Annotated in this window: 17 protein-coding genes; 10 read left to right on the plus strand and 7 right to left on the minus strand. The window is 42.9% G+C overall.

Annotation, left to right across the window (positions count from 1 at the left end; all coding sequences use genetic code 11):
* Positions 1–10: 10 nt before the first annotated feature.
* Together CH373_RS05575 and CH373_RS05580 are read right to left on the minus strand one after the other, a co-directional pair.
* Positions 11–310 (minus strand): hypothetical protein, encoded by a 300-nt coding sequence (locus tag CH373_RS05575; protein WP_100713105.1) that lies wholly within the window; start codon positions 308–310, stop codon positions 11–13.
* Positions 311–313: 3 nt separating this feature from the next.
* A complete protein-coding gene (locus tag CH373_RS05580) occupies positions 314–1,546 on the minus strand; it encodes a DUF445 domain-containing protein (protein WP_100713106.1) in 1,233 nt (410 codons plus the stop codon).
* 84 nt (positions 1,547–1,630) lie between these two features.
* Between CH373_RS05580 and CH373_RS05585 the strand changes: the two genes are divergently transcribed.
* From CH373_RS05585 to CH373_RS05605, 5 genes are all read left to right on the plus strand, one after another.
* Positions 1,631–3,310: a PAS domain S-box protein gene (locus CH373_RS05585; RefSeq protein WP_100713107.1), complete on the plus strand. Its 1,680-nt coding sequence runs from the start codon at positions 1,631–1,633 to the stop codon at positions 3,308–3,310.
* Positions 3,311–3,363: 53 nt separating this feature from the next.
* Positions 3,364–3,837 (plus strand): cyclic nucleotide-binding domain-containing protein, encoded by a 474-nt coding sequence (locus tag CH373_RS05590; protein ID WP_100713108.1) that lies wholly within the window; start codon positions 3,364–3,366, stop codon positions 3,835–3,837.
* A 15-nt stretch (positions 3,838–3,852) separates the two neighbouring features.
* On the plus strand, positions 3,853–4,788 hold the full coding sequence (locus CH373_RS05595) for an alpha/beta fold hydrolase (RefSeq protein WP_100713109.1): 936 nt from the start codon (positions 3,853–3,855) through the stop codon (positions 4,786–4,788).
* Positions 4,789–4,983: 195 nt separating this feature from the next.
* Positions 4,984–6,906, plus strand: coding sequence for a PAS domain-containing sensor histidine kinase (locus CH373_RS05600; RefSeq protein ID WP_100713110.1), 1,923 nt, complete (start codon positions 4,984–4,986; stop codon positions 6,904–6,906).
* 97 nt (positions 6,907–7,003) lie between these two features.
* Positions 7,004–8,944, plus strand: coding sequence for an ABC-F family ATP-binding cassette domain-containing protein (locus tag CH373_RS05605; protein WP_100713111.1), 1,941 nt, complete (start codon positions 7,004–7,006; stop codon positions 8,942–8,944).
* Here CH373_RS05605 and CH373_RS05610 read toward each other — a convergent pair.
* From CH373_RS05610 to CH373_RS05625, 4 genes are all read right to left on the minus strand, one after another.
* Positions 8,928–11,312, minus strand: coding sequence for a hypothetical protein (locus tag CH373_RS05610; protein WP_100713112.1), 2,385 nt, complete (start codon positions 11,310–11,312; stop codon positions 8,928–8,930). The genes CH373_RS05605 and CH373_RS05610 overlap by 17 nt on opposite strands.
* An 88-nt stretch (positions 11,313–11,400) precedes the next feature.
* Positions 11,401–12,582 (minus strand): LIC11435 family protein, encoded by a 1,182-nt coding sequence (locus CH373_RS05615; protein ID WP_100713113.1) that lies wholly within the window; start codon positions 12,580–12,582, stop codon positions 11,401–11,403.
* Complete coding sequence (locus tag CH373_RS05620) at positions 12,572–14,692, minus strand: fibronectin type III domain-containing protein (protein WP_100713114.1); 2,121 nt, start codon at positions 14,690–14,692, stop codon at positions 12,572–12,574. Before CH373_RS05620 ends, CH373_RS05615 begins: the two co-directional genes overlap by 11 nt.
* On the minus strand, positions 14,676–17,468 hold the full coding sequence (locus tag CH373_RS05625; RefSeq protein ID WP_100713115.1) for an adenylate/guanylate cyclase domain-containing protein: 2,793 nt from the start codon (positions 17,466–17,468) through the stop codon (positions 14,676–14,678). Before CH373_RS05625 ends, CH373_RS05620 begins: the two co-directional genes overlap by 17 nt.
* 219 nt (positions 17,469–17,687) lie before the next feature.
* Between CH373_RS05625 and CH373_RS05630 the strand changes: the two genes are divergently transcribed.
* The 4 genes from CH373_RS05630 (at position 17,688) to CH373_RS05645 (ending at position 21,383) form a co-directional block, all read left to right on the plus strand.
* On the plus strand, positions 17,688–18,143 hold the full coding sequence (locus tag CH373_RS05630; protein ID WP_100713116.1) for a peptidylprolyl isomerase: 456 nt from the start codon (positions 17,688–17,690) through the stop codon (positions 18,141–18,143).
* A gap of 136 nt (positions 18,144–18,279) precedes the next feature.
* Complete coding sequence (locus tag CH373_RS05635; protein WP_100713117.1) at positions 18,280–19,497, plus strand: sensor histidine kinase; 1,218 nt, start codon at positions 18,280–18,282, stop codon at positions 19,495–19,497.
* Positions 19,494–19,937 (plus strand): response regulator, encoded by a 444-nt coding sequence (locus CH373_RS05640; RefSeq protein ID WP_207761447.1) that lies wholly within the window; start codon positions 19,494–19,496, stop codon positions 19,935–19,937. Before CH373_RS05635 ends, CH373_RS05640 begins: the two co-directional genes overlap by 4 nt.
* A gap of 15 nt (positions 19,938–19,952) precedes the next feature.
* A complete protein-coding gene (locus CH373_RS05645; RefSeq protein WP_100713118.1) occupies positions 19,953–21,383 on the plus strand; it encodes a sensor histidine kinase in 1,431 nt (476 codons plus the stop codon).
* A 7-nt stretch (positions 21,384–21,390) separates the two neighbouring features.
* Here CH373_RS05645 and CH373_RS05650 read toward each other — a convergent pair whose 3' ends face one another.
* Positions 21,391–21,876, minus strand: a complete 486-nt coding sequence (locus CH373_RS05650; RefSeq protein ID WP_100713119.1) for a four-helix bundle copper-binding protein — start codon at positions 21,874–21,876, stop codon at positions 21,391–21,393.
* Between the two features lie 183 nt (positions 21,877–22,059).
* On the opposite strand from CH373_RS05650, the gene CH373_RS05655 reads away from it, so the two are divergent.
* Entirely contained in the window at positions 22,060–23,112 is a 1,053-nt protein-coding gene (locus tag CH373_RS05655) for a GGDEF domain-containing response regulator (protein ID WP_100713156.1), read from the plus strand.
* Positions 23,113–23,225: the final 113 nt, after the last annotated feature.

Raw genomic sequence — 23,225 nt, forward strand, 5'->3', positions numbered from 1 at the left:
CTTTACTTTGTTAAGCGATTTCTGCGCCTAACCTTCGCAAGATTTCTCCTAGATTTTTTTCCATCTCGCTTCGGAGCGGAATATGGATAAATGCTATCTTTTCTCTTTTTCGAACGGCGGTAAATCCGGAATTGGACCTTTCTAATTTGTACCATATTCTGGATTCACCAAATCCAGTGAATCGAATGCAAAAGTCGTCCTCTTTTAGGTCGAATTGAGTTACGGCCCCTAGGTGTCCTCCTGAAATCGCCTTTCTCAATTTTCTGAGAAAGCTTTCAGGGTCCGATTCAGAAACTCGAATTTCTTTCATAACTTAAGAAACAAAAACCATGTAAAGACCTTGTAACAATCCTACGATTGCTCCAAGAACGGATCCGATTAAAATGAGAATATACTCGTCTTCTTGGAATGCCGATCTTAGGATCGGCTCGAATTCTTCCGGTGGGAGGTCCTTCATTCTCTTAAACATATTGTTTTCTATGCTCATTGCCCGACTCATGTAAGTTTCGAGTTTAGAAGAGCTGTTTGCCAGTGTGTCGGAAATGCGAGAGATCACTTCCTTCTTGGTATGTTCGAAGTCGGATTCTTCTCCCTTATCTTCCTCATCCAAGTCTCCCTTTAAATGCAGTTTTGCGGCCACATTCTCTGTCTCGTGTTGGATGGTCTCGACCAAGGTTCTTGCAGCTCTTTTGTAAAGAATCTCTTCCAAAACGTTCCGAGCAGTTAAGACCTGGGTCGCGAATACGTTTGAATACTTTCTGGAAACATCTTCCTGTCTCGCTAGAAATAATCCTCTGTATTTAAAAGGTCCGAACCTCTTTTCATACAAAGGACGAAAAATCATGGTGAGCGCCACCCAGTTCGTGATATATCCTACGATGACACCTTGAATCGGTAAGGTCCACCAAATCGGGAGGTAATTCCAAGCAATTGCTTGCAAAACTCCTAATGCTCCACCCAAGTACCATCCGCACCTTTCTATGAAGGTGAACTCCTTGGAGCCCACTTCCTGAAAAATGTCTACGATCCTTTTGACGTTTGGACCGGTCAGTTTTCTCAAAACCAAAGAACGGAAATTAAATACGGCGGATACGTTTTCCTTCACCTGCGTCATGATGTTTTTCACAGTGTGGGAACATTTTTCTCGGACTGCTTTTACTACTTCCGTTTCATGTCCGTTTTCTAGATGCTTTCGCAATTCAGGATTGATATGGTGAATCAGCTCGCTCGTCGCAAGTGGGATCATTTCGTTTAATACCGGTTGGAACTCCTTTTCTAGTTGGTCCGGGTCCACTTTGGCAAAGAAATCTTCGACTTTAATCAATCTCTCTGTCATAATATTCACTGATTTTAGAGCAAGTTTTTGGGCCTTTTTAGGCACGATTCCTTGCCAGCCCAAATAGGGAGGAATTCCTACAAATTCCAATGGATAAAAGGTCATTTTCAAGGCGACAACGTTGGTAAACCAGCCGACAAACCCGTAGGTAAACGGCATCATGATGATTCCTATTAGTTCTTTGTGCTGGCTTATAAAGGAAAGATCCATTCGTTTTAGTCCTGTAGCGATCGCTATAATTTTCTGCTTTTTTGCAAAGTCCAGGTCTAAGGGATCGGAGGCAAGATATTTTTCATGCTTGAACGAAACAGAAAGGTAGAGCAAAGCCTGTTTCCGAGTTGGTGTATTCTCGCGGACGAGAACGGCAATATTTTGCAAACAAACTGTCCCTTAGAGAGATGGGAAGGTACAAATCTATCAGATTATTTTATAGGGACTGAATTCATTTCGAATCCTACTTCCAACGGACACGTGTTCGAATGGAGGAAAGACAAAAATCCTAGTTCTTGCCCTCAACCAACGTTGCGCGTCAGTTGTCACTCAGTCGGCGGTTTACGTTGGATCGAGTTATTTCCTGCGGACTCCGAGAATAGTGAATCAGAATTTTCTAATATTCTAGATAGTAGTTCCTATTTACGGGGGCTATCCTTTCGGCAGATTTTTGAGACAAACCAGGCGATAAAATGGATACTGGATCCTGATACAGGAAACATTTTGTTCGTAAACGAAGCAGCCTGCAGTTTTTACGGATACTCCAAGGAGGAATTACTCCAGATGAAAGTATCCGATATTAATTGTCTCTCTAAAGAAGAAATATTCAAAGAAATGAGACATGCTGCTAATGAATCCAGACTTTATTACTTATTCAAGCATCGTCTCAAATCCGGCGAAATCAGAGACGTAGAAGTTTACACTGGACCTTTTAAGATGGCCGGAAAGACATTATTATTCTCGATCATTCATGATGTAACAGAGAGGATAATCGCCAAAAAGAAATTGGAGACAAGCGAAGAGCGTTATCGGTCTCTTTTTGAAAATGCATCTGACGCGATTATCATCGTGAACAGATCCGGAGAATTATTGGATCTTAACCGAACAGCTGTTAGATTGCTTGGTTACAGCAGAGAAGAATTTATACATTTAAAACTTACGGATATTCAGGCAGAAACATGCCGAGAAAGAGTTGCCCAGGATTTATCCAACGTGCAGCTCGGAAAGCCAGTATTGCTTGAATGTATTCTTGTTTCAAAAGAAGGAAGATCCATCGGAGTAGAAGTAAACGCCGTACTTTTGGAAGACGGCACAATTATGGGAATCGCGAGAGATACTACTGAGAGATCCCAAATGATGAGTCGCTTGGAAAATTCTTTGAAAGAAAAAGAGGTGATGCTGCAGGAGATCCACCATCGGGTGAAAAACAATCTTCAAGTGGTGTCCAGCTTATTGGAGTTACAGTACGATAACTCGGACAATCCTGAGTTAAGAAAAGTTCTAAAAGATAGCGCGAGTAGAGTTAAGTCCATGGCTTATGTGCACGAAGAACTGTATCGATCAGTCAATCTCGCAGAGGTCGATTTAAGGGAATACTTTGAGCTTCTCACTGAAAATCTGATGCACGTCTACGGTGCAGAGCAAAATATTAAGATTCGTCTAGATGTGGACGCTATAAGTGTTTCCATCGAAAAAGCGATTCCACTCGGATTGCTATTAAACGAATTGCTCACGAACTCGTTGAAATATGCGTTTCCGGATCACAAAGGCGGAAGAATCAAAATCGGACTATCATCTGACGGAAAAGAAATGAGATTTTCTTACAAGGATGACGGAATTGGATTCGCTCTGGAAAAGCCGATTCGGGAAGGATCGATTGGGGTGCAACTTTTGGAAATTTTTTCCAAACAGTTGAGGGCCACGGTTGTTCAAAAAACGGATTCTGGAGTGCTCTATGAATTGAGGATTCCGCTTTCTTTTTAAGACTTGAACGTTTTTTTACAGGGAGTACATTCGGTCTTTCGGAAAGAAAACGTATGCAACATTCTATTGAAGAAATTTTAAAGCAGATCTATTTATTTTCCAATTTCAGTGTGGACGAGCTGTCTAAGATCGCGGAAAAAACGAAATACAAGGTCCTGGAACAAGGGGATGCTCTTTACCAAGAAGGTAACGAAGCAAAAGCTTTCTACGTAGTCATGTACGGAACTTTGAAAATTCTAACCGCTACCGAAAAAGGGGACGATGTAAACGTCACCACAATCGCGACTGGGGATCATTTCGGAGAATTTCCATTTTTAGATCAAGGCAAGAGAGCCGGAACCGTAGAGGCGATGGAGCGTTGCGAGTTGCTTGAAATACCTTTCGATCACCTTCAAAGGGTGTTGGACGCGGACAAGGATCTTGCATTGAAGTTTTATAAAGGAATCACGACCTATCTTGTCAAAAGAATGAGACTGCTCACTCATGATCTTGCTTACGCACGCGAGCTAAAGAAAAAATATACTTGAGCCTAAAGTTTTTCTATGCGGAATCGAAAACTTTTCAATAGACTTTATTTTTTCATAATATTCTTATTCTTTGTTTCAAGCTGTGCAGAGACCCTGTACAAAGTTGGAATCGAATACGAAAGGGAAAAGGCTGGTCTAGAGCGAAAGGTAATCCAGGATTCTGGATGGAACTGGGCGTATTTAGAAGGTGGACCGGATTCTGGAGAAAAGATTCTCATGGTCCACGGCTTCGGTGGTGATAAGGATAATTGGGTTAGACTTTCCAAGCATCTTACGAATAAATATCACATAATCTCGGTAGATTTACCTGGCTTCGGGGAAAACATAAAAAACAAGGAAGTCACTTATCGAATTCAGGATCAGTGCGAAAGACTGGATTCTTTTGTGCAAAAGATCGGTTGGAGCAAATTTCACATTGTTGGAAACTCCATGGGTGGTGCAATTTCCGGAACTTACTCGTCTATCTATCCGCAAAAAATACAATCACTCGCGCTATTTGATTCTTCCGGAATACGCACACCTGAAAAAAGCGAACTTACAAAATCTTTGGACAACGGAAGAAATAATCTCGTAGTAAATTCTCCCCAGGAATTTGACCAATTGATGGCTTTTGTCTTTGTTGAACCGCCTGCGATTCCTTTCCTACTGAAACCTTTTTTTGTGAATAGAGCCGTGCAAGCTGCGGAATTCAACCGGAAAGTATTCTCAGAAATTCGCTCAAGCTATCCCTTGCAGGATAGTATGCCCAAGATCCAAGCTCGTACTCTGATTCTTTGGGGAGACACAGACAGAGTGATTCATGTGAGCGGAGCAGAAGTATTAAGAAAAGGAATTAAAAATTCCGAGAAGGTTATTCTCGAAAAGATGGGTCACGTTCCAATGCTCGAACGACCCGAAGAAGTTGCGCAAGTATACGACCGATTTCTTTCGAGTAGTCATAAATCTAATTAAGAATACGTAATTCGTTTCACTGTAAGTCAATTCGTGTAGAACAAAGAGTGTCGAAATGATGGAATTAATTTTGCCGAATCATGTCTAAACTGAGCTGAAAGTAATTTTTACAAAAAGAAATCGAGGTTTTGGGACCCGATTCCTAAAGTTGACCGAAATGATCCTTTTTCCAGAAAGGATGGTCGGGAGAACTAAATGAATATCGGCCGGATCGGAGGTTGGTTTCGTGAAAGACTGCTTTCGTCAAAACGGAAAAATGAGCTAAACTTTGCCGAACAGGAATTCGAGCTATTTCATAGCATAGCGCTCCGCAGTAAAAATCAAATCGCGCTTCGTGACCAACTTGAAAACATCCAGACTCTGCTCGGCGCCACCGAAGACTGGGTTTTGCTCCTAGACAAATCCGGAAAAATTCAATTCATCAATGCTTCTGGTAAGCAAGAAATCTACAGGCGTTTTGGAATTCAACTTAGCCCAGGTGCAAAGTTTTGGGAAGCGATTCTAAAAGAACAAAGAGAAGTGTTTCAAACACTCTTTCAACAAGCGGTTTCCGGCAGAAAAGTAAAATGGCATTTTACAAAACTTTTTCCTACAGAAGAGCAATTGGAACTCGAAGCATCTTTCGTCTCGTTAAAGAAAACTGGCCATATCAGTCAGATCGCACTATTTTTGCGGGATGTTACAGTTAGGACAATTTGGGCCAACGCATTGTTGTCTAGCGAAGAAAAATATCGCAGATTAGTCGAGGTTTGCCCTGACGGAATTGGACTTCACTCAGAGGGGAAGCTTGCGTACTTAAATCAGGCTGGATTAAAAATCCTAGGCTATACCGAATTAGGCGAAGTCGAAGGAAAATCCATAATGGACTTTATTCATCCGGAATTTCGAGCTTCGGTCTTGGAAAGAGTGAGTCGTGCCCTTTCCTCTGATAGGGCACTGGAAACTGCGGAGGAAAAGCTCTTATCCAAAGACGGAAACACTATCCTAGCAGAAGTGACAGGAGTTGCCTTCGAGAATAGCGGTAAAAAGGTAATGCAAGTGATGTTCCGCGATATTTCCGAGAGGAAAAAGTCCGAACAGGAACTTTCTGAACTAAGAAAAAAATTAGTCTCAGCTAACGACCGTTTGCGGGGAATTATCGAGGGCGCGAGGGATGCGATTTGTGCGGTGGATATGGATATGAGGATCATCGCTTGTAATACCGCGTTCGAAATTCTAGTCTGGAAGCTCTACGGAAAAAAAATCAGCGTTGGGGATAGAATATCCGATGCTGCGATTCATAACCAGAATGAAAGAAAAATGATCATCGAAAATTGGAGCAGGGCTCTCAGGGGCGAAGTCTTTCGTTTAGAGAGAAGGGTTTCCGGAATCGTAACATCGGATTCAGTATTCGAAATCAATTATAGTTCGATTCGGGATCAAAATCATAATTTGATCGGAGCCGCACAAATCATTCGAGATGTTACAGATCGATATAACTACGAAGAAACCTTGAGGATTTCCTTGAACGAAAAGGAAGTCATGTTAAAGGAAATCCACCATAGAGTAAAAAATAATCTGCAAGTGATTTCTAGCTTGTTGAGTTTACAAACAGAATTTACCGATGATCCGAAATTAATCTCAGTATTGAAGGAATGTGAAAGAAGAATTCTTTCCATGGCTTTGGTTCACAAAGAGCTCTATCAAAACGATTCTATTTCGGATGCTGACTTTAGAGAATATCTGAATAATCTACTTGTAGCACTCATTCAATCATTTGGAGCGAGCAGAAAGGTTTCCTACCGAATATATTCCGATGAAATTAAGCTGCATCTGGATCACGCGATTCCTTTGGCCCTTGTTCTAAACGAATTAGTTTCCAATAGTTTAAAATACGCCTTTCCCGGGGAAAAAACCGGAAAGATCGAGATTCAAATAGAGAGGCTGGACGGTAAATTGGTCTTGAACGTTTCGGATGACGGTGTTGGTTTTCCGAAAGGATTCGATATCTTTCACAGCGAAAGCCTGGGATTACAGCTCGTAGGAATGTTGCTCGGAAAGTTAAAGGCGAACTGGAGGTTGGAACCCTCAAAATCCGGAGTATCGATCCAGATTGAAGTTCCACTTCCGAGAGCATGACCTATGATTTGAGCCTTGAGAAGTTTGCCCTCTTGTTCCATATATAAAAACGATTGCCCAGGAGCAAGATCCTCGGAGCCTGTACTAGGACGGGCAAGTGAACTTAATCTCAGTAGATAGAATTTCCAAAACGATAGGGGACAAACTACTTTTCCAGGACGTCAGTTTCGGAATCGAAGAGGGCGAAAAAACCGGTTTATTAGGAATCAACGGATCCGGGAAATCGACCCTTTTACGAATGTTAGTCGGAAATGAAGAAGTAGACCAAGGAAAGATTTTGAAAAATCGATCCCTAGTCGTATCCGTACTTTCGCAGTTTCCGGCCTACGACCCAAAAACCACAATTTTAGAGCATATACTTTCTGGAGAAGGGCCGCTTCTTGCTACAATACGCAGATATGAATCGGCGTGCGAGGCTTTGGGGGGACAAGACTCTGACCAGGAAGCGTTGGAATCCGAATACCACGAAGCCATGTCCGAAATGGATCGTAAGCAGGCTTGGGGGCTCGAATCAGAAATTAAGAATTTATTAAGAGAATTAAATATCTCTGATACATCTAGAACCATGGGAGAGTTATCCGGAGGGATGGTAAAGAAGGTTGCACTTGCTCATGCGCTATCTGAAGAGTCTAACCTACTAGTGTTGGATGAGCCTACCAACCATTTGGACATAGAGGCAATTCTATGGCTTCAAGAATATCTAAAATCGACTAAGAAAGCAGTATTACTCGTAACTCACGATCGTTATTTTTTAGAGGAAGTCGCGACTCGCATTTTGGAAATAGACCAAGGTGGATTCAGAGTATTTCCCGGAAATTACGATTCTTATCTAGAAAAGAAAGTCGAGATGCAACAAATCCAGGAAAAGGAAGAGACTAAACGAAAATCTTTTCTGAGAACCGAGCTGGAATGGCTGAAAAGACAACCAAAAGCGAGAGGTACAAAACAGAAGGCCAGAACAGACAGAATCCAAGAAGTACTGGATCGAAAGAAATCTGGAAAAGATATCGTTCTGGATTTTTCAGTATCAGGCAGGAGACTCGGCTCCAAAATATTAGAATTAAAGAATATTCGAAAATCCTATCATAAGCAGGTCGTGGGCGGGTTTTCCTATTTGTTTAAACTGAAGGAGAGAATCGGAGTGGTAGGCCCGAACGGTGTGGGCAAGACCACCTTTTTGAATCTTATTGTAGGCAGGGAGACCCCTGACAGTGGGGATGTTTCTGCTGGCCTAAATACTTCGTTTGGATTCTTTGACCAAACCTCCAAAGATCTTCCTTCCGAAAAACGGGTCTTGGATTATGTGAAAGAGGAAGTCGGGCCCTCGGTTAGAATGTCGGATGGAACGCTTTTTAGTGCGTCACAATTTTTAGAAAGATTCCTATTCCCTTCTCAACTCCAGGCTTCTAAAATAGAAAGGTTATCCGGTGGAGAAAAGAGAAGGTTATACTTGGTAATGATTTTGATGAAGAACCCGAATTTCTTGGTGTTAGATGAGCCGACCAACGATTTAGATATCAGGACCTTATCGTTGTTAGAGGATTTTCTCCAGGATTTTCCGGGAGTGGTTTTGACAGTTTCGCACGATCGCTATTTCATGGACCGAGTAGTAGATTATCTTTTCATAATGAAAGAGGGGGGAGTAATAGAGAAGTTTCCCGGAAATTACTCCGAATATTTGGAATACAAGGAATACCAGGAAAAGCAATCGGGAAGCAAAAAGGAAATTGAGAGGCAAGTTGAATCAAATAAATCTTCCTCAAACAGTGCCTATGCGAGTTCAGACTCAGAAAAGCAAGAGAAACTTCCGAGTAAAAAAAAGGGGCTGGGTTATCAGGAAAAAAGAAGATTAGAATCTTTGGAAGCCGAGATCACTCACCTGGAATCGGAATTAAAAGAATGCATGGATCTACTTCAATCCGGCTCCGCTGCTCCGGATATTGCAAGATCCACCGGAGACAAAATTTCCCAGATCCAATCTGAATTGAATGAAAAAGTTTCAGAGTGGGAAACCTTAGCTACTAAGGAGCACAGCTAGAAGCAGAAGGATCTAGCTCAAACGCTCCCACAGTAAATCCGTTTGCTCCAGTGCGAGCTACTCCTAAGAAATCCGAATTCATGATATTCGTAAAGTTTCCCGGTAGAGGTGGCATCAAGCCTCCGAATACGACCTGACACGGAGGGAAAGGTAGACTAGTCTTAGGTAAGAAATATTTAATATCGTTCAGTGTACCTGGAGTCTGAAATTGCACTTGTCGATTGTAAGAAACAAGCGTTCCAAAATTTCCGAGCGGAGGAGTGATGATTGAACAAGGTGCCACTAAAGTTGTGGAAAAGTCCGCGTTCGGTGTATCACAATAGGCTACAGTCGATGGAATTGTGAAAGACATTCTTAAAAGTGTTCCTGCAAAGTAATCGTTCGCCCAGGAAAAATGAGATCCGACCGGCGAATTCGTAACATCTAATGCGATAGAAGATCCGGTTGCGCCATAACCGAATAACAGATTGTTATTCACTTGTAAAGTGGGGCCCGGATTTTGATAGGCTACTGCAGTGCTTCCTGTGATGCCGTCTCCGGTAAAGATGGAGTTTGCTACGATAAAGAGAGCATTCGAAGAACCGACTCCTGAAATTTTTACTCCAAAGGTAATATTGGATCTGAGAGCAGGCGGAGTTCCTCCATTGTACTGGAACGGATTGATTTGGTTTTTGCCGATGAGAAAATTATTGTTTGCGATCGGGTTTCTTACATCAATGGCCGCTGCGTATAAGCCGCTTCCATTATTACTAAAACCTCCGTCGATTAGATTACTGTGAATTGCAGTCTCGGCTGAAACCGCGTCCGCTAGTACTCCCGCCGAAATTCCTCCTCCCGCACCTCCAGAGATAATATTGAAAAGAATGTTTACGTTTTGGGAAGCTCGAACGATGATCCCGTACCTTTCGTCTCCGTTTGCAAAAGCAGTTGATTTGGTCATTCCGGTAATCAAATTTTCTCTTAGATAGAATTGGCCCAACGGAGCCGCGCTATCGATGTAAACTCCAGTAACTATCTGTCCGGTTCTGTTTGCCTCGATTCTCAATTTTCTGAGTTCTATCCATTCATTTACAGCCAGAGTAGAGTTAGTGATGCGAATGGCGGAACATACTGCTCCCGGGTAGGAGGTCCCGCAAGCTGGATTTACGTCACTTATGATCGTCGGGTTCCCGATCGGATCTTGGGAAGTGAATGTGTTATTATAGGCGCCTACGATAGAAATTTTTCCGGAAATAGTGATCGGAGTAGTTACGTTGTAGGTTCCACCTGCGACCAATATATAACAAAACCCTAATCCGCATTTCGTGATTCCGCCACCGGAACCGATTGTCAGACAAGGTGCTCCAGGTGTCTGGCATGTGTTTGAATCTGATCCACCGGATGCGTTTACATAGCGAATTGCAGGAATTACGTTAAATACAGCGCTGATCGGAGTAACGCCTTCGTTAATAATGTTACCTGCAGAATCCTGGCATCCACTGACTGCGACATAGGCAGTCGCTGGAGAAACCATTCCCCAGTCCCCAGGGCTGATTCCCGGAGGTCCGATCACGAAGTCTGTAGTTCCTGCAAGGTTGTTTTGGAATGCCATCGTAAAGCCTGCGATTCCATTAATATTGTAAGTGGCTCCACCCGGAGAACCAGCGACTACGGTACATCCAGAAACGTTTGGATCCGAAATTCTAAAAACGATTTTATCAGAATTTTGTAACACAGATCCGGGCGTGACTAGAATTGAGCTCAAGCAATTCAGTCTAAGTGTAATCGCGGCACCATTCATGGTACCTGAGTTAGCTGGAGTAGTCTTGAATACGCAGGTATGTCCTACAGGATTTTGTACCACTGTTACGTTATACGCGAGTTGGTCTCCGATCGTAGTTGGAAAAGAATAAGTACCATTTCCAGAGTTGATCGTCTGCCTATCAGCGCCGTTGTTTTCCAGAATCAAGCCGGCTGGCGCACCGGAATACACACCGGAAACTTGTACGGAGACAGAATAGAAAGCCAAGGCACATTGGATTTGTACAATCGTAGCTGGACCGAGTACAGTTCCGCTAGGGTTCGTGATTTGACAGGTCCTTGCCGGAGTTACGACAGGCTGAGATACGATGCTGACATTGTACGTAGAAAATGACGGAAGCTTGGTACCAAAAGATTGGGTTCCATCAGCGGTAAATGTTAGATTGGGACTTTGCCCGTCAGAGACTACGAGAGTACCTCCGGTCATTCCGGTAACTTGCACTTGGACTGCAATTGGCACATTCACTGCAGAGCTGAAATTAGAAAAGACTAGATAATCAAAAACACTTTCGGCAGCAGGAGGCTTGAAGCATGCAGTAAAGCTGCCGCATCCGAAAAGCAGGACCAAAATCGCCCGAAGACAAATTGGGCGTGCGCGTTTCGCTGTTTGCAGGAACAATTTCACGGAAAAGTCCTTAAATAAGTACTACAAGTATCTACCATGAAAATTGCACCCCGAGTTCCCATCCAGCGGGTAAAATTTTTGAATCCGCAGAGGCAAATCCCCGTCCGGGTGTAGGAACTCCGCCCGAGTAGGAAGACCGGACAAGAGGATTCCAAGTTACGTCCGTATTCGTTCCTTCTATCTTTACAGATTGTGGTCCGGGAAAAAATGAAACGTCGAGCAGATTTGCTAAATAAATTATTCCCAAAATGCCAAGAGATACTTGCAGGTTTTGGTATTCGCCGACTGCCTTTGAATATTTTCCGGGTATTCCTGCATAATTGGCAATAGCCAAAGGGAATAGCGCTGTGTTTCCTGACTGAACAGCGTTTGTGCTCAAAAGTAAGTTTGTCTGTCTCGCCGAATCTAATTCGGATAACGATTTCGTATAAGCGTCGGCTCTAGTTGCGGTATATACACCGGCAACTATTAGCAAAGTTGGAAATGCAAAAGATCGTGTGTTCGACTTTCCTTGGTAAGCTTGCCCCCAGCCGGGTAAAACCGCAGACCTGGCTAATGCAGGCCAAGGGAAGGGCGGACTAGGCTCCGGTTTTTTTAGATACTCGGCCAATTTTTCTGGAGTTTCTGCGACCACTAAAAATTCACCAAGTTCCGTTACTTTGTTTTTCGGATTTTCTAATTTGAGCGATACCAAACCTTCCGGCGGATTAGAAGGATCCATGGTGATGATGAGAATGTCCGGCTCTCTAAATTCTACGGATTTCAATGGAATCTCTTTCCCATTCCGATCTTTCAAAACCACCTTGGTCACGTCTGATAAATACTTTCCTTTGATTTCGATGGATTCTGGGAGATCCTTGGTTAAGAATTTATTTTGAGTCTGGCTTGTGATTTCCGGAGGTCTAGCAAAGATTACATGGAACGGTATCCAGGAAGAAAAGACAGATACTCTGCCGTAGCGATTTAATACTCCGATTCTATGTTCGTAATTTCCCGCAGGTAGATCCAAAAGAATCGACGTAGAATTCGTTTTCTCTCTTCGGATCCTGCCGGAGGAATCCTTCACTTCGACTAGATAGCCGCCTGCCTCAGCGATCGGCTTCCACTCTAGTTTGATTCCATCCTCTTTTGCGCTTAAAGGAAAAGAGAATATGGAGCAAAACAAGATTGCCAACAGATAGATCGACGGTAAGAATCTTCGATCAGTCCACATAAATTTCTCTCGGAGTTAAAATTTCCGGCGCCCTTAGAGTAGACGAAAGAATAATCGTAAATTCTTTTCGGATCGGAATCGTCAAATGGGATTTCCCGGCCTTATCCTTGTATTTCGCGCTGATATTCCACTGGTACTTTCCATCTTTCAGTTGGTACAAATCCCTGAAATCAAAAGATTCCTTTTTGACTTCTTTCTTGAACACTTGCTTCCAATGTTTATTATGAAATTCTAATAGTTCCAGGGCATATGAATCTACTTCTCCCTGTGTTTCCCAGTAAAACGAAAGCGCATCCTTACTGTTTAGATCCACTTTATCATTGTCCCTCGGATAAACAGGAGTTAAAAACGGGGTGTCATCCGAGGTTACGAATTTATAAGAAGGACTGGAAAGTAGGACCTCCTCGTTGGAAGCAATGAGACGTACTCTCCAAAAATATTCCCCTGGCGATTCCAAATTAGCAGAAAAGGATCCAGATTTGAGCTTTTGGTCTACCAGCGAATCTGCAAAAGAAGATTCCTTGGACACCTGCAAATGGTACACTCCGGAGGGGTCTGGCCTTTCCCACCGAAAAGAAATTTTTCCGTCACTTGGGTGACCGAACTGTAGCCCGTCGGAGGGATAAGATAACTTCAAATTATCCAGAGGTTTGAGGCGGAATGATTGTACGTTCGAAAGATTGGAACTTTCTTCTGCAAGATTAGCTTTTACTCTCCAGTAGTACGTTCCTTCTTTCCATTCAAAGTTCGGCCGTAAGAAATTGGAAGCTGTATCGAACTTTGCAACTATGTTTTGAAAATTCGGTTCTTCAGAAATCTGTAATTGATAATTTTTGTATTCCTTTCTCGAAGACCAGCTAAAGAAGGAGCCATTCGCTTTAAAAATTTTGAATGCATACTCCTCTTGGTCTAAGGGTTTTAGAAGCTTAGGTGGTTCTATTTGTTCTAACTTTCGTACGGAAAAGAGAATAGCTGCCGATTGTAGCTCAGGAAAGCCTTGCCGTTCCGAAGACATTTTGATTCTGGAATAGAAAGTTCCTTCCGAACTAGGCTCCCACTTTGCAAATCCGGTTCCGGACTTTGCAGTGTATAGAATTGCTTTGAAACCTGGATCGTTCGCCACTTCTAAAGTGTAGCTGGCGGGCAACTCAGCTTGCTTCCATTGAAATCGTATCGAAGGGAATTCGTTCGTATAGTCAAAGGATTCTTTTGGAGACGGAGACAGGATTCTAGGAGGAGTCCACGCGGAGAGTCTTAGGCTACGAATCGGACTGTATTCTTGTTTTCCTGTGACCGGATTTGCCGCAGTGACCCGCCAATAATAAAATCCGGAATTCAGCCTGGTTCCAGTCTCCGTAGACTGAGTCGAGACGCTCTTCAAGTTATTTTTGAACTTAGGATCGGATGCGATTTCTAAGCGATAGGATTTTACTCCTTGAGACGGTTTCCACTGGAAGTTCACCGCCGCCAATGAATCTTCGCTAGGAAAACTGGTTTGATCTTCCGGAGAAATCAGATCCAAAGAAAGGCTTTTCACCTGCACCGAGTTTCCCTTTAATTCTGCGGCCTGGTTGTCGGTCAAAGTTTGTTCTCCGGATTCGGAACTGATTTTAGCTTTTCCGTGATCCACTTGTAGATTCAGTGCTTGGGTTTCATCCTTGGAGATTTTGACATCCGATTGATCCAGCGAAATCTTCGTATCCCCCGAGGCGATTTCTATTTGTTTTGTTCCTCCTGAACTTGAGGCGGAAATCGATCCAGTCACAAAGTTGATTTTATAAGGATCTTCGATGAGTATCATACTTTTCTCATCTAGCCTGATTTCAGTTTTTACGTCTCCGTCCATCAATACTAAAATTGCTTCTGATCCTTCGTCCGTACGGATCGTGTCCCGGTTTTTGATCTTAGTGAGTACTTCTACTTCTTCCCACACAACTTCCTGGTCTAACTTGCGAAGAATTTTCCTAGTTTTGAATTTTATTTCACCGACTACTCGGTTGTTGCTGGTCTTTACTCCCGAACGGATATGAGCGACCAAGGCTCCGACAAAAAAGAGTAAGAGTAGTACGAGGCCGGTTACTACGTATTTCCCTTCAGTCAAGTATTTCATACTTTACTTCCTCTTCCGAATCTCCCGCTTTTGAAGATTTGGAAGGACTCCATTCTATTCCGAGCTTGGCCCGGAGTTCAGAAAGAGATTTGATATGATTCGGATCATCTTTTCTGCCTAACACAGCATAGATGACTTGAGGTTCGACCTTGCCCTTTACTTTGATCGATTTCATTTTCTCTACTACGAATAGTTCCTTCACGACTTCGTATAGATCCTGTGTAATGAGTATATCGGTACCGAAAGGTTTGTTCAAGGCTTCTACTCTGGACGCAAGGTTGACCGCATCGCCGATCACGGTATATTCTAGACGTTCTTCGGAACCGATTTGTCCGGCGATCACAGGACCGTAATTCAGACCGCAACCGATTCGAATGATCGGCCTTTTATCTCCGCCTCTGCCCTGGTTGAATTTGATAAGCGCGGCCCTCATCAGTAAAGCACCGTTTACAGCATTTTCCGCATCCTTATCCGTGGAGCGAATCGCTCCCCAAGTGGCCATGATCGCGTCTCCGATAAACTTATCGACCACTCCCTGTGTATTGTTCACGCAGCGAACCATTTCTGTCATGTATTCGTTCAGGAACTCTACTACTTCTTCTGGTTCCAGTTTTTCGGAGATTGCAGTAAAAGAGCGAATGTCCGAGAAAAAGATCGCGCATTGTTTTCTCTCTCCTCCGAGAGTGAGCTCCTGCTTTAACACTAGTTCGGCGATTTCTTTGTTTACGAATCTACCTAGAGCGTCTTTCACTTTTTCCCTTTCTTCCAAGCCCTTGCCCATGTTCACAAAGTACTCGGTAAGTAGTCCGACTTCGTCCTTCGTACTAGGCTTGATTCCGATCCGGAAATTTCCTTTTGTGATCTCGACGGTGGCTTTCAGCAAAGCTAATAATGGAATCGTAATATTCTTCGCGATAAAGAATACGATGATCAAAGCGATACATAGTGCGATTGCCATGATGAGCAAGTTTTGAGTCTGGATTCTATATACTTGTTCAAAGATCTTGTCTTCTAAGACTGTTACGAATACTGCTGAGTTTCCAAAGCCCATTTTTTGAAAAGAGCCATAGTAGGAAATATTGGATTTGTCTTTGTACCTGGTCTGCTTATTGTCCGACTCAGAAGAAAGCATACTCTCGAAAAGAGGAAGATCAGCCCAGTTGGTTTTTGCCGAAAGTAATTGAGGGTCGTGGTGTGCGATCACGTCTCCGTCTCCGTTCAAAAAGAACGGAAGATTGATCCCTTGGTTTTGAAAAGAGGAGAGTAATCTTTCAGATCTGAGGATAAATAAGAACAGTTTGTTTTTGGAAGAATCAAAGACGGAAACGGAAAATATAGGTTCTTTGAACTCTCCGGTTAAGTTATCGATCCTTTCTCCGGAATTCGAAGTTTTTAAGAATGTTTCCTGCAGAGAGTTGACCGCAAAGTCCAATTCCTCGCGTTTAGAATCGATTCCGTCAAGATAAGAGTCGTTGTAGAGTACTATTTCTTTGGTCAGTTTTTTACCGATTGGCTTATAGATTCCGACGAGCAAAAAGTCCGGTTCGTTTCGGAAGAACAGATCTGCGTAGGCTCCGGGGCCTTTCGGGTCCAATAATTTTTCGGCAAGAGATTTACCTTTATCTAATATATCTTTCAGGTCGGATTTGATTTTGGAACCAAGTATATTTACCAGATTGAAGTTTGTTTCTAAGATTCGAACTTCATAATCCTCTTTGAATTTGCTAGAAGCAAAAAGAATGATAGTCGTGACTGTGACAGTTAGTAGAAGAGAAATGACTCCCATGAGTTTGAGCTGAAGCGGAAACCTGACTTTTTTCTGCACAGGTACTTCAGAAAAAGCTTCCGCAGGTTGTTCTTCCTTCGCTTTCTCTTTTTTCCCTTTAGTCTTGGGCTTATTAACATCCGGAAAAGTTTGCTCGGATTTTTTTGCCTCGGTCACTGATTTGCTTTCAAATTCGAGCTCAGTGAATGGCTCCGAAGCAACAGATTCCTGTTTTTGAATATTAGAATTTTCTGGGATAGAGATGATCTCGGAGTCAATTTCTTCGGCGGAATTCGATCCTGAGATTTCTGTACTTCCCCCGTTAAAACTGGAATGCTTTTGATCGGCGGAATCCTCTTCTGAAAAATTCTGGACTTCTCTCGCCGGAGAGTTCTGTTTTCGAAAATCTATTTTATGAACACCGTTGGAATTGTTTCCCAGTTCGATTCCCAGGAGGGTCAGTGGGAGCTCCCTCACAAAAATAGATGATTCTCCTCGATTTGATTCTTCGTACGTTTTAGGTCGGGTTGCATTCCGGGAAAAGTTCCTGTAGTTCTGAATCGCGCAGGCTGCGTTCTCTTGGGAAAGGTTAGGCAGCCAGCTCTGAAGTTCAGCTTCTGAGATTTGAGGTTGAAAGGTGATCACCATTTTCCCCAATAATTGCTCCCATCGGTCCGCAAGTTCCTCGGGAACCAGAAAGACTAGATTCGATTTTCCTGCGAGTTCTAAGATTTGGTGAGAAGAAAGATATACTGATTCGTCCGTTTCAGGCTTGGGAGGAATTTCCAAAGCACATAATTTCCATTCTTTGGAATGTAGAGATTCTTCTAAAGTGGTGACTACAGAAGATCCCTTTTCGGAAAAAATGCAAACGACAGTTTTGACACCTCGGGCTGCCCAGTTTTCCATCCAGTGTCGAATCGATTTCGATCTATTCTCCTGGTTTAGGATTTCCCAATAGGCGACGGAGCCTTCGTTTCCGATCGGTATGTATTTGCCGAGAGATTCCATGCCTCTATGTATATTCTCCTGATAGTTGTTCTGGGTCTAGTGATTAGGAAAAAACGAGCGAACGCTATGAAAAGAAGAATCTTTCTAATCTCTGTTAAAATATCGGAAATGAGGAGTTCTAACTTTTACAACTTAGCTCTGGACTGGAATTTGATCCAATTTGGGAAACAGTTGCTCAAGAAAGTAGCATTCTTAACCTGCCAGAAAGGAGAATGTTGAATGGCAACCGCTAGATTTATTACAAATCGTGGAGTTTTTTCCATTTTGTTGGAAGATGAAAAAGCTCCGATCACCGCAGGCAATTTTATCGAACTGGCAAAGAAGGGCTTCTATAACGGACTAGTCTTTCACCGGATCATTGCAAACTTCATGATCCAAGGCGGATGTCCGCAAGGAACCGGGACCGGAGGTCCAGGATACAAAATTCAGGATGAGTTTCACCCGGATCTGAAAAACAAAAAGTACACGATCTCGATGGCGAATGCGGGACCAAATACAGGTGGGTCTCAGTTTTTTATTAATGTAAGAGACAATCTTTATCTAGACAACCGCCACGCAGTATTCGGTCATGTGACAGAAGGAGAAGACGTGGTTCTCGCAATTTCTGAAACGAAAACGGGACCTGGGGATCGTCCTGTGGAACCTGTAGTTATGGAGAAAATTGAGATTCTATAAACTGATCTGTATCTAAGATTCTCAGAAGATTTTACATAAGTCGCTTTGTCTCTTAATCGGCAAAAACGACTTGCAAAAACCTTAAAACCGCCACAAGTATGGTGTCTGTGCCGAAGGGAAATTGGACACCGTGCTTATGGAATCATCGCCAGAACCTCCTACTTCCCATGACCATTGGTCACAGAAAGTGAATCCTTCTCTTTTTCCTGGGGAAGGAGACAATCACTTATTCTTACAACATTCCCTTTCCCAAACTCAAACAAGATTAGAAGAGAGCGAAGAAAGGTATCGATTTCTATTTCGAAATAATCCAAGGCCCATGTTCATCATGGATATGCAATCTCTTGAAATCATCGAGGGAAATGAATCTGCCATTCATCTTTACGGATACAGCAAGCAGGAATTTGAAAAACTTACAGTACTAGGATTGAAGTTCGAAGAAGATCGGCAAGCGGCGATTGATGGTCTCGCAAAAGCAGTAAAAGGTTATAATAAAGCTATAATCACGAGACATAGAAAAAAAGACGGCTCCGAGATCTTAATGGAAGCCAGCGCCCAATTCTTCAATTGGGACGGAAGAGAAGTTCTTCTCATTGAAGCAAACGACATTACAGAAAACTTTAAAGCGCGTGAAGCATTAGAAAAAGCACTCGCGGATGTGGAGAGATCGAATCGAGAACTAGAGCAATTCGCATATATTGCCTCTCATGATTTGCAGGAGCCTTTGAGAACCATTGCGAGTTATTTACAACTCTTGGAAAAGAAGCATACAAAGGACTTAAAGCAAGAGGCGCTCGAATTCATCGGGATTACCATAGACGCGGTGAAAAGACTCCAAATGCTCATAGATTCACTTTTGCACTATTCCAGATTGGGGAATAGAAAAGAAGAGTGGGCTCCAGTCAATATCAATCAGGTTCTAAAAGATCTTTGCACCGATTTGTCGACCTCGATCGAAACGGAAAAGGCAAAAATCGAGATCGAGGAGCCTATGCCCATCGTAGTTGGAGAAGCGGTTCAGATTGGCCAGCTTTTTCAGAACCTGATCGCGAATTCCATAAAGTTTCATAAGAAAGAAGTTCCTCCTTATGTCAGGATCACCTGGGAAAAGAAGAAAAGCATGATTCAATTCTGCATATCCGATAACGGAATAGGAATGGAGAAGAAATACTTTAATAAAATATTCCTTATATTCCAAAAATTGCATAATCGTTCTGAATATCCTGGTGCTGGTATCGGGTTGTCGATTTGCAAAAAAATCGTCTCTAACCATGGAGGGAAAATCTGGGTGGAATCTTCCATCGGAAACGGGACTGAGTTTTATTTTACTCTACCATTGAGGCCGAAAACTTGAGCGAACCTTTTACAGATTCTTTGAACGTGCTCTTAGTCGAGGACAATCCTACCGACGTAAGGCTTACTCGCGAAGCCTTCGAGGAAGTGGATGCCAGAATGAAGTTGCATGTAGTCCGGGATGGAGAAGAAGCCCTGGAATTTGTAACAGGATCCGGCGCATATTCAGAAAGAATCCCTCCGGACATTATACTGTTGGACTTGAATCTTCCCAAAAAGGATGGATTTGAAGTGCTTCGAGATTTGAAGGAACATCCGGATTACAAAAAAATTCCAGTCATAGTTCTTACTACCTCCGGCTCTCATACTGATATATTAAAAACATATAATTTACATGCTAATTCTTACATACAAAAGCCTGTAGAATTGGAAGCTTTTATGGGGGCCGTACAATCGCTTCGATTGTATTGGTTTGCGACAGTGACATTACCGCCGATATGAATGGGATGCTAAGCTATGATAACGATGGAAGCCAAAAAGACGAACGAGATATTGATCGTAGAGGACAATCCTGCGGATTTAAATCTATTGACGATATACATGAACGAGCTCTCTGGAAAACCTCTGAAATACGAGGAAACATCCACGATTGCAGAAGCGATTTTGCAATTAAATAGTTTTGCGGCGGATTGTATTTTGCTAGATCTATCTCTCCCTGATAGTTTCGGTCTGGATGGGTTCGAATCGATTCGAAAGCAATTTCCTAATATTCCGATTGTGATCTGTTCAGGATCGCAAGACGAATCTCTTGCAACCGAAGCGTTGAAGGCAGGTGCTCAGGATTATTTGATCAAAGGAAGATTCGATTCGCATTTGCTCTATCGATCGATTTTGTACGCGATCGAGAGGAATCGATTGATGTATCAATTGAACGAGCAGTCTTCGATGATCAAGGAAAACGAAGAAAGATATAGGCTACTCTTTGAAAATAATCCTCATCCCGTCTGGTTGTACGATTATCATACTCTCGAAGTTTTGGACGCGAATCAGGAGGCGGAGAAGGTCTACGGGTTCGAGAGAGACGAGATTCTTAAGATGAGTTTTCGAGATATTCGTTCCGAGGTGGAACATGAGCTTCCGGAGCTCGGAATGAAAGCCTTGGAAAATGCAGAATCTGAGAATCTTCCCGGACTAGTGCTACATCGAAAGAAAGACGGAAGCATCATGGTGGCCGAGATTGTATCTTACAGGTTTACAATCCAGGGAAGGGAAGTGGTGATGTCGATCGTCCTAGATATCACTAAATGGAAAAAGGCAGAAGAGTCCTTGTTGGAATCACTTCGCGAAAAGGAAGTGCTGCTGCAGGAAGTCCATCACAGAGTAAAAAACAACTTACAAATTATGGCGAGCCTTCTCAACTTACAGGCGAATTATACCAGGAGCAAGGAAGTCAATCGGCAATTAAAGGATACAGAGAGCAGAATTTACTCCATGTCCTTGGTTCACAATGAACTTTATAATTCCAAAAACTTGGCAGAGGTGGGATTTCAACTCTACGTAGAAAAGCTGTTGGATAATCTCTGGAACGTGTACGGGGTGGGAGCAGAAATCTCCAGAGAGATTTCTTTAGATGGAATGAAATTGGAAGTAGAGCAGGCGATTCCACTCGGAATGATTCTGAATGAGATCGCCACCAATTCTCTCAAATACGCTTTCGGTTCAGAGAAAAAAGGGAAATTCTTTGTGAGGGCAACCCATACCACGGATAAAATACAGTTAATGATCGGAGATGACGGAAAGGGAATCCCGGAAAACGTAAATATCAGAAGTGGGGATACTCTAGGGTTCCAACTGATTCACATTTTATCGAAGCAATTAAAAGCAAAGATTGATATTCAAACTGGAAATGACGGCACGGTTTTTCATTTTACTCTCGTGCCGAGATAGTTTTTCCCTATGCTAGTATTTTCTTAAATTCTGATATACAATTCTTACAAGCCTGACCGCAATCTTTGCACTCGGCATGATGCTCTGCGTGTTTGTCACATTCCTTGGCACATCTTTCGCAGGTCTCGAGACAAAGCTGCGCGAGCTTTTTGGTCGAGGGAGAATTTTGGCCAGCGATCTGAATAAACGCACTACAAAGCGCGGTGGTTTCCCTAACTGATTTCAGACAATCGGAGAGCATTTTGTCTCCTTTCGAAAGTTCTTCCACGCACATTTTCATGCAAAGCTCTCCTTTTACCAAACAATCCGCGGAGGTTTGCATTGCTGATTCATACTGGCCCTTGGGGCTGCCTGAATCGTTCTGTTTTTTCTTACTAGACTTTTTTTCAGAATGATCATGTTCATGCGAAGCAAGCGCCGAAAACGCTGAAAGTGCTAATGCAGCAGTACCTGCTCCTTTGATTAGTTCTTTTCTAGTAACTTTTGCACTCATCTATAGCTCCTTTAGAGATTTATACTTCTATTGAGCGGATAGATTTCTTGAAAAACGGCTTTCTTTCCAATACTTTTTGTATAGGGTAGTGAAAACTTGATTGAGAATCCGATGCAAGACGGAGCTTGACTCATTCCTGTTTTTAGTACTTTATAAATGTTGGATTTTTCAAAAGAACCAAAAATGGAAATCGAATCCACGAGTGGAGAGAAAGATTCTTCTAAACCAGAAAGAGTTCGGAAAGAATCTGATTTAATTTTGATTCTGGATGATGCCCCAGAGAATTGTCTACTTGTAGAAAGAATCCTGAGGCGGGCAGGCCACTCGAATGTACTTTCTACTCAGTCTCCTGAGATTGCTCTAGAATGGTTGGGTCTTTCCGGAAATCCGATTAACAAGAGGGATGTTTCACTTTTATTACTGGATATACTTTTGCCAGGTGGTCTGAACGGACTGGATCTGTTAAAGAGATTCAGTCACGAGCCAATCCTAGAGGATATGCTGGTGATTATCATCACAGCAATCCAAGATACGCAAACCCTTGAATCTGCTTTTGAACTCGGTGCGATCGATTATGTGACCAAGCCATTTGCAGCTACTGAACTTAGGGCAAGGGTTCGATCTGCACTTAGGCTAAGACATGAAACCGTGCAAAGAAAGCAAAGAGAAAGAGATCTGGAGGATACTACCAATAAACTTTCCGAAGCCTACCAAACCTTGCTCAGAGTTTCTAGAACCGACGGACTTTCCGGAGTTTGGAACAGGCGCTACTTCGATGAAGTTCTGGAAGTCGAATGGAAAAGATCAGGCAGATCCCAAAAGCCTGTCTCCCTGCTGTTATTGGACATAGACTATTTTAAGAAATATAATGATACCTATGGCCACCAAGCCGGAGACGATTGCATTCGAAAGGTAGCGGGAGTCCTCAGAGATACAGCAAGAAGGGCCGGGGACTTTGCAGCTAGGTATGGTGGAGAAGAGTTCGCGCTGATTCTTCCGGATACAGAATCCCAGAATGCACTGAAAGTAGCGGAGCAGATTCTAACCAAGATTCGCCTATTAAAAATTCCTCATGAAAATTCAGAAGTTGCCCCTCACGTCACCGTCAGCTTAGGATTGTCCACAATGGTTTCTGAAAAGGGAATCAGCTTGAGTTTGCTTGTGGAAAAGGCTGACGAAGCATTGTATCAATCCAAAAAGAAAGGAAGAAATCAGGCTACGATTGCGGAAGCATAATTAAGATCCAAACACTTCCCAGTCGTGATGCAAGATTGAGGAGGCGGTTGCTCAATTTCAGAGAGGATCTCCCTGGCTTTCTTTTCTGGCAGAGAAGCCTCGATCGCGATCTC

Source organism: Leptospira perolatii (assembly GCF_002811875.1).
GTDB lineage: Bacteria > Spirochaetota > Leptospiria > Leptospirales > Leptospiraceae > Leptospira_B > Leptospira_B perolatii.

Bases quoted from the DNA above. Each gene is read 5' to 3' on its own strand.
- CH373_RS05575 (WP_100713105.1), bottom strand. From the start codon at position 310: ATGAAAGAAATTCGAGTTTCTGAATCGGACCCTGAAAGCTTTCTCAGA.
- CH373_RS05580 (WP_100713106.1), bottom strand. From the start codon at position 1,546: ATGGATCTTTCCTTTATAAGCCAGCACAAAGAACTAATAGGAATCATC.
- CH373_RS05585 (WP_100713107.1), top strand. From the start codon at position 1,631: ATGCTTGAACGAAACAGAAAGGTAGAGCAAAGCCTGTTTCCGAGTTGG.
- CH373_RS05590 (WP_100713108.1), top strand. From the start codon at position 3,364: ATGCAACATTCTATTGAAGAAATTTTAAAGCAGATCTATTTATTTTCC.
- CH373_RS05595 (WP_100713109.1), top strand. From the start codon at position 3,853: ATGCGGAATCGAAAACTTTTCAATAGACTTTATTTTTTCATAATATTC.
- CH373_RS05600 (WP_100713110.1), top strand. From the start codon at position 4,984: ATGAATATCGGCCGGATCGGAGGTTGGTTTCGTGAAAGACTGCTTTCG.
- CH373_RS05615 (WP_100713113.1), bottom strand. From the start codon at position 12,582: ATGTGGACTGATCGAAGATTCTTACCGTCGATCTATCTGTTGGCAATC.
- CH373_RS05620 (WP_100713114.1), bottom strand. From the start codon at position 14,692: ATGAAATACTTGACTGAAGGGAAATACGTAGTAACCGGCCTCGTACTA.
- CH373_RS05625 (WP_100713115.1), bottom strand. From the start codon at position 17,468: ATGGAATCTCTCGGCAAATACATACCGATCGGAAACGAAGGCTCCGTC.
- CH373_RS05630 (WP_100713116.1), top strand. From the start codon at position 17,688: ATGGCAACCGCTAGATTTATTACAAATCGTGGAGTTTTTTCCATTTTG.
- CH373_RS05635 (WP_100713117.1), top strand. From the start codon at position 18,280: ATGGAATCATCGCCAGAACCTCCTACTTCCCATGACCATTGGTCACAG.
- CH373_RS05645 (WP_100713118.1), top strand. From the start codon at position 19,953: ATGATAACGATGGAAGCCAAAAAGACGAACGAGATATTGATCGTAGAG.
- CH373_RS05650 (WP_100713119.1), bottom strand. From the start codon at position 21,876: ATGAGTGCAAAAGTTACTAGAAAAGAACTAATCAAAGGAGCAGGTACT.
- CH373_RS05655 (WP_100713156.1), top strand. From the start codon at position 22,060: ATGGAAATCGAATCCACGAGTGGAGAGAAAGATTCTTCTAAACCAGAA.